Genomic DNA, 6,184 nt, shown 5'->3' with positions numbered 1-6,184 from the left:
TCGACAAACTCAACAGAGAAGGGAAATTGCTCCCGATCTGCTCGCGGAAGTACGCAATCCGATCATCAGTGCCGATGGTTCTAAAGTGGCTTTTGAAGCGGCAAAAAATGGGCAATGGGATATTATGATTTACGATCTATCTGGACGGGTATTAGTCAATGAAAATCAGTGATCATTAGACCTCTTATAAAAATCAAAAATTGTTGTTAGGGTTAGGAGTCAGTAGCCAGTAGTCAGTAGTCAGGAGAATAAATAATAATCAATTAAATAGTCTATTGACAGATTTTATGCCATTTAATCCTTATTTTTGCCGTTTTTGAACCCTCAAAAATTATCTTAAACCCATAGCTTTTAGTCGATGTTCTAGAAACTGTTTTCCCTGTTTTTCCCCGTCAGCGATCAGACGCTGGATATTGGCAGGAGAGCGATCAAGTTTACTTTCATAGTTGAGACTATTGGCTAATTCCGCCGACATTTCGATCATCGGAATATGGTAATCTTGATCGGGATCTTCTGGGAAAGATTTAGGAATTTTAAATGGTTCTGTTAAGGCGATCTCGCGCAAGAATTCCTCTTTAAAGGCTCCTTTGAGAAATAATTGATTGAGAAAGTCAATCTGATCGAGACCTTGAAATAGGGAAACATTGCCTTCTAATTCATTGCGGCGATCGGCAATATCATCGGATTGCACGGGGATCTTATCTCTAGAGGTGGGATTAATTTTAATTACCCAAATTTCATCGGGAATATTTTCGACTCCAACAAATTCACGGCGAATTAAAGAACGGATGGGGGGATTATCGGAGAATAGTCCATCCCAGTAGGCCATAGTTTCAATGGTGACAGCAGGAAAAATGTTAGGAACACAGGCAGAAGCTAGGATATGTTCAATTTTAACTGCTTCCTCGCGCGAGTTAAATTTACTTAATTTTCCGGTCAGGACATTACAGGCCCCCATTAATAAAATTGGTGGTTCGGGTTTAGCTCCCCAAGTGGCTAATTCAGAGAAATCAATATGCGCTCTTAGTAACTGATCAAAGTTGGTAAAGCGACTGCGTAAACCGTAGGTAGCTATAGAAAATAAGGTTTTAGTAATCGGAGAGGAAGGACTGAGATTATACTGGGGAATTAATCCTTTGCTGGCTAATTCTAGAGCTTTAATAGCTGAGTCATTAAATAGCTTTTCTTGGGGAGTTCGAGCGCTATTATCTTCCCAAAAATCAATCATTCTTTTCCAAACGACGCTATCACCTTTTTTGAGAGCATACCAGGTGAAAAAGGCACAGATAGCACCGCCAGAAGTACCACTGAGACTGACAATATTAAAGTAATCTTGTACTTTATTGTCAAATAATGCTTTTAATGCACCGGCAGTAAAAGCAGTTTGACTGCCGCCTCCCTGACAAGCGATCGCAATTTTGGCTTTCATAAATATCCTTTGAATGGCTTCTATCTAAGCCCTAGGCTTTTAATTTAAGGTTAATTGAAAACCTAGAATCGAACCCAAAAATATAGAAATTTTTCTGATTTTCAGAAGAGCTGCCCGGGATATTTTGCCATCACTTCTAGGAAAGGATAAGTAGGTAGGTATTAAAAACTTTCAGATGCCCCCCTTATTAAGGGGGGATTAAAGGGGGGACTAAGGGGGGATCGGCACCCCCCTTATTAAGGGGTGCAGGGGGGATCGAACCTAAAATCCATTTTTAATTTAATTATAACCAGCTACTTAGGATTTCAAGGGAATTGTCTAGGCAATTAGCTGAAGCCATCAGTCTGCGGCTATATTCAAGCGATAATAACTAGAAAAATGGAAAAACTGATAACTGATAACTGATAACTGATAACTGATAGATTAAATCACCGTGCCGTCGGGAATAGTGGCATTTTTGAAAATAACCACGATGCCGCTGCGAACATAGAAACCTAAATCTTCGCGATTAGCTTCTTCCACACGATCCTTGTTAACAATTAAAACATTGGAACCAATGCGAGCATTTTTGTCCACAATTGCCCGACGAATAGTGGAACCAGGGCCAATACCCACGGGAATTTTGGCATTTCCGATCAGACTTTCCCGTTCGGGGAAAGACTCATAAAAATCGGCTCCCATCAGCATTGTATCCTCGATCGTGCAGTCTTTGCCGACTCGACTACGAATACCTAAAATCGAGTGATGGATGCGACATTCTTTGAGAATACAACCTTCAGAAATCATCGATTCTGTCACCGTACAATTGAGCATTTTTGTGGGTGGCAGATAGCGAGAACGGGTATAGATGGGGGCTTTTTCGTCGTAGAAACTAAAGGCGGGATTTGGTTGTTGGGTCAAGGCGAGATTAGACTCATAAAAGGCCTCAATCGTCCCGATATCTTCCCAGTAACCCTTAAATAAATAAGCCTGGAGATTGTAGTCTTTAGCGGCCGAGGGAATAATTTCCTTGCCGAAATCGGTCTGTTCTTTATTGGCATCGAGCAGATCGATTAAAACATTCTTTTTAAAGACATAAATTCCCATGGAAGCGATGTAGGGACTTTGACGGGCTTGGTCGGGACTTAAGCCTAAAATCGTCGTATCTACCCGCATTCTTTCCAATTCTGCCCCTTTGGGTTTCTCATAAAAATCGACAATTCGCCCCGAATCATTAATTTTCATCACCCCAAAAGCGGAGGCGCGACGTTCATCGATGGGAACCACCGATAAAGTGATATCGGCGTTGGTTTCCCGATGGCGTTCGATGAACTTGCTGTAGTCCATGCGATAGAGATGATCTCCGGAGAGAATGAGATATTCATCGATATCCCAATCCTTCATCGTCCAGATATATTGTCGTACTGCGTCGGCCGTGCCTTGGAACCATTGAGGATTCTCCATGGTTTGTTGAGCCGCCAAAACTTCCACGAAACCATCGCTAAAACCCGTAAAATTATAGGTACGATTGAGGTGACGATTGAGAGAAGCGGAATTAAATTGCGTCAACACATAGATTTTGTCAATCTGGGAGTTAATACAATTGCTGACGGGAATATCGATTAAGCGATATTTTCCCGCTAGGGGGACGGCAGGTTTTGCCCGCAGTTTCGTTAACGGATAAAGGCGAGTTCCGGCCCCGCCACCCAAAATAATAGCTAATACTTTTTTCACGCGCGTAACCCTCGCGATTGGCTGTTTCCTTCTCAAAGTAAGTGTAGGATGATAGCGCACCTTATTGATAGAGGGGAAACAAAAATCTAGATCCAAAAGTCATCAAGAGGGAATTGATCGGAGTCTTTGCGGATAAATTCGCTAAAATCATGAATTTTTGGGCTAAATCATTAATATTCACCTTTTTTCTCCCTTTACCGTACCTAATGCCCGCCACGGTGACGGGCGATCGCTGTTCTTGGTTAGCCCAAGGTTCCGATGTACAGACTTTCGGTAAACAAGGTCAAAGTGGGAAAGCTGGCAAGATCGGCGGCCAAGGCAAAAATAGTGACAGTTTAACCCTTTTTCTCGATGGTTCTCCCCTAAAACTCGATATTTCAGGACAAAAAGGGGTCGATGGTGAAAATGGCGGCAATGGCAGCGATGGCAACTGTAGCGGTCAACCTAGCAACGTCACCAGAAATCTTCAGGCGGCCGGTGGTGGCAACGGTGGCAATGGGGGTAATGGTGGTGATGGGGGCAATGGCGGCGCTTTAACCCTCTATGCCACTAATTTAGATTTTTTAAGACAAGTAACGGTCAATGCTGCCGGAGGCGCTGGGGGTTTTGGGGGTCAAGGAGGTCAAGGGGGCAAGGGTTGTCGCTGTTCCCAACCTTTCTGGACAATTCAAACCTGTAGCGGTAGGCCGGGTGATGCCAATTATAGCTGTACCACCAGAGAATTTAGCTGTCAGGACGGTCTGGATGGGGCGACGGGTAATAGTGGTCGTAACGGTCGCGAGGGACGTTTAGGACAGTTAACTTTAATTCAAATCGATCGCCCTTTAACTGCCGATCAACCGAGCGCAACTGTTCCCCTTTCGGAGTTAAAAGAACGGGGTTATATTCTCTCTAAAAATACTTGGGAAACTCGCACTGGGGCAATGTCTTTATTTGCCCCCGGTTCCCTGATTGATGATCAATATCGGATTTTATTAGATCGATCGGAACGTTCTTTTATTTTAATTTGGAATGCGCCTCAAGAGTTTAACCGGTTTACTAATCAGCGTTTTACTTTAACCCTCGATGATCAAAAGGAAATGAAGGTAACTGTCCCCAGTGAATTGTGGATCGAGGGAACCACTCAAAAACGCAATAATGTTACGGAATTTGTCGTTTATAATGCTGTTTTTGAACGAGATGTCACCCAATTAGAAGCAAAAGGTATTACAGGAAATGGTACTGATTTAAGGCTTTTTCTTGAAGATAAAGCTTCCCAATCAAATTTAATCGGCACTAAATTTAAACTGCGTTATCGCGTCACTCGTTGGCAAGCAGATGACCTGCAAACCAGTCCCAGAACCGATTTTGTCACTCGCTATGAAGGAGATATGCCTGCTAATTTAATCCGACAGGAGGGCAATCAATTTATTCTGGATATCGGTCAATTACCCTTACCCGTGGAATCTTTGCGATCGGGTACGGGGATAGAAATCGAGTTACTTGCTACTCGTTCTTTTGCCGGTTATTCCAAAGAACAAAAAATCGTCATCCGCGACACGATTAAAGGGGCAAATATGCCACGGAGATAATTCAAAAAAGTCCCCTTATCCTTTCTCTCGTGCAGTCTTAACCAGTAATTTAGATAGTCAACTTAAGTAGCTGGTTATAATTAAATTAAAAATAGATTTTAGGTTCGATCCCCCCTTAGTCCTAGGGTTGATTCATAGTAGGGTTGATTCATGAATCAACCCTACCCTTAGTCACCCCTTGATAAGGGTGGTGTCTGATAATTTTTAACGCCTACCTACTTACCAAAAAGCTTTAAAATATGTTGAGAGGAAGACTGGTTATTCTCTGGGGAAACCCAGAGAATGCCGCGATCAGCGAAAAAATCAAGGGAAAGATGGGCAGTATTTTAAGTGTGGCGCCGATGATGGATTATACCGATCGCCATTTTCGCTATTTTTTGCGACAAATTAGCCGTCGTCCCCTTCTCTACACGGAAATGATCACGACGATGGCAATTAAACACGGTGATCGCGATAAGTTGCTGGGGTTCTCCCTAGCAGAAAAACCTCTAGCTTTGCAGTTAGGGGGTGATAATCCCTATCTTTTGGCAGAATGTGCTAAAATAGCCGAAGATATGGGTTATGACGAGGTAAATCTCAATGTGGGTTGTCCTAGTTCCAGGGTAAAAGAGGGCAATTTCGGCGCTTGTTTGATGGCTAACCCGGAATTAGTCGCGAGGGGAATATCGGCAATGAATCAAGCTGTATCGATTCCCGTGACTGTAAAACAGAGAATTGGCATTGATGATCAGGATAGTTACGAAAATATGGCGAATTTTGTCCGTATTGTTGCGGATGCGGGTTGTCAACGTTTTACCATCCATGCGCGTAAAGCTTGGTTACAGGGATTAAGTCCCAAGGAAAATCGCACCGTTCCCCCCTTACGTTACGATGATGTTTATCGCCTAAAAAATCAGTTTCCCCATTTGTTTATTGAAATTAACGGCGGTATCATTAATTTAGAACAGGCTAGACAACATTTACAATTAGTAGATGCGGTCATGATCGGTCGGGCAGCCTACGATAATCCCTATTTATTTGCCACAGTCGATCGAGATTTTTATGGGGAATCGGTTACTCCTCCTACCCGGGAAGAAGTAATCAAAAAAATGCTTTCCTACATCGATGAATGGGTGAGTAAAGGTTATAAATTACACCAGATCAGCAAACATCTTTTACAGCTTTTTGCTGGTCAGCCCGGAACTAAAGCCTGGAAGCGTTATATTAGTGAAAATAGCCATTTTCCTGGGGCCGATTCTGGGCTAATCTGGCAAGCTTTACAGCAGGTAAATTCCCTAAATGATCTGGCCAATTCCCATTAATTTATTTTCTTTTCTATGATTACCCAATACTCAATTACTGCCGGGGTAAAAAATTCAGCTATGGCGGATTTTGTTTATCAACCTCCCCCGGCAGCTATCACAGCTAAACGTATTTTAATTAAACCTAATTTAGGTTATCCTGTGCCACCACCAGTAACGGTTAGTCTGCC

The 6,184-nt window shown here is 42.8% G+C and carries 4 protein-coding genes and 2 pseudogenes; 4 read left to right on the top strand and 2 right to left on the bottom strand.

What is annotated here, in order from left to right; genetic code table 11:
* Positions 1-172: pseudogene (locus tag PX484_RS12810) on the top strand (TolB family protein); the annotation flags it as partial.
* 159 nt (positions 173-331) lie between these two features.
* Here PX484_RS12810 and PX484_RS12805 read toward each other — a convergent pair.
* Both PX484_RS12805 and PX484_RS12800 read right to left on the bottom strand, forming a co-directional pair.
* Complete coding sequence (locus PX484_RS12805; RefSeq protein WP_287669985.1) at positions 332-1,429, bottom strand: patatin-like phospholipase family protein; 1,098 nt, start codon at positions 1,427-1,429, stop codon at positions 332-334.
* Between the two features lie 423 nt (positions 1,430-1,852).
* Complete coding sequence (locus PX484_RS12800; RefSeq protein ID WP_002784562.1) at positions 1,853-3,142, bottom strand: glucose-1-phosphate adenylyltransferase; 1,290 nt, start codon at positions 3,140-3,142, stop codon at positions 1,853-1,855.
* Positions 3,143-3,348: 206 nt separating this feature from the next.
* Between PX484_RS12800 and PX484_RS12795 the strand changes: the two genes are divergently transcribed.
* The 3 genes and pseudogenes from PX484_RS12795 to PX484_RS26040 form a co-directional block, all read left to right on the top strand.
* Positions 3,349-4,713, top strand: coding sequence for a collagen-like protein (locus PX484_RS12795; protein WP_287764901.1), 1,365 nt, complete (start codon positions 3,349-3,351; stop codon positions 4,711-4,713).
* A 314-nt stretch (positions 4,714-5,027) separates the two neighbouring features.
* The gene (gene dusA / locus PX484_RS12790) at positions 5,028-6,014 is read left to right on the top strand and encodes a tRNA dihydrouridine(20/20a) synthase DusA (RefSeq protein WP_287764898.1); all 987 of its coding nucleotides are present in this window, start codon (positions 5,028-5,030) and stop codon (positions 6,012-6,014) included.
* 15 nt (positions 6,015-6,029) lie between these two features.
* Positions 6,030-6,184 (top strand): annotated as a pseudogene (locus PX484_RS26040) (DUF362 domain-containing protein); the annotation flags it as partial.

Source organism: Microcystis sp. M49636_WE2, assembly GCF_030065375.1.
Lineage (GTDB): Bacteria > Cyanobacteriota > Cyanobacteriia > Cyanobacteriales > Microcystaceae > Microcystis > Microcystis aeruginosa_C.
This window is presented reverse-complemented; position numbering and strand designations above follow the sequence as displayed.

Coding starts and splice junctions, on each gene's coding strand:
- dusA (WP_287764898.1), top strand. CDS start 5,028: ATGGGCAGTATTTTAAGTGTGGCGCCGATGATGGATTATACCGATCGC.
- PX484_RS12805 (WP_287669985.1), bottom strand. CDS start 1,429: ATGAAAGCCAAAATTGCGATCGCTTGTCAGGGAGGCGGCAGTCAAACT.
- PX484_RS12795 (WP_287764901.1), top strand. CDS start 3,349: ATGCCCGCCACGGTGACGGGCGATCGCTGTTCTTGGTTAGCCCAAGGT.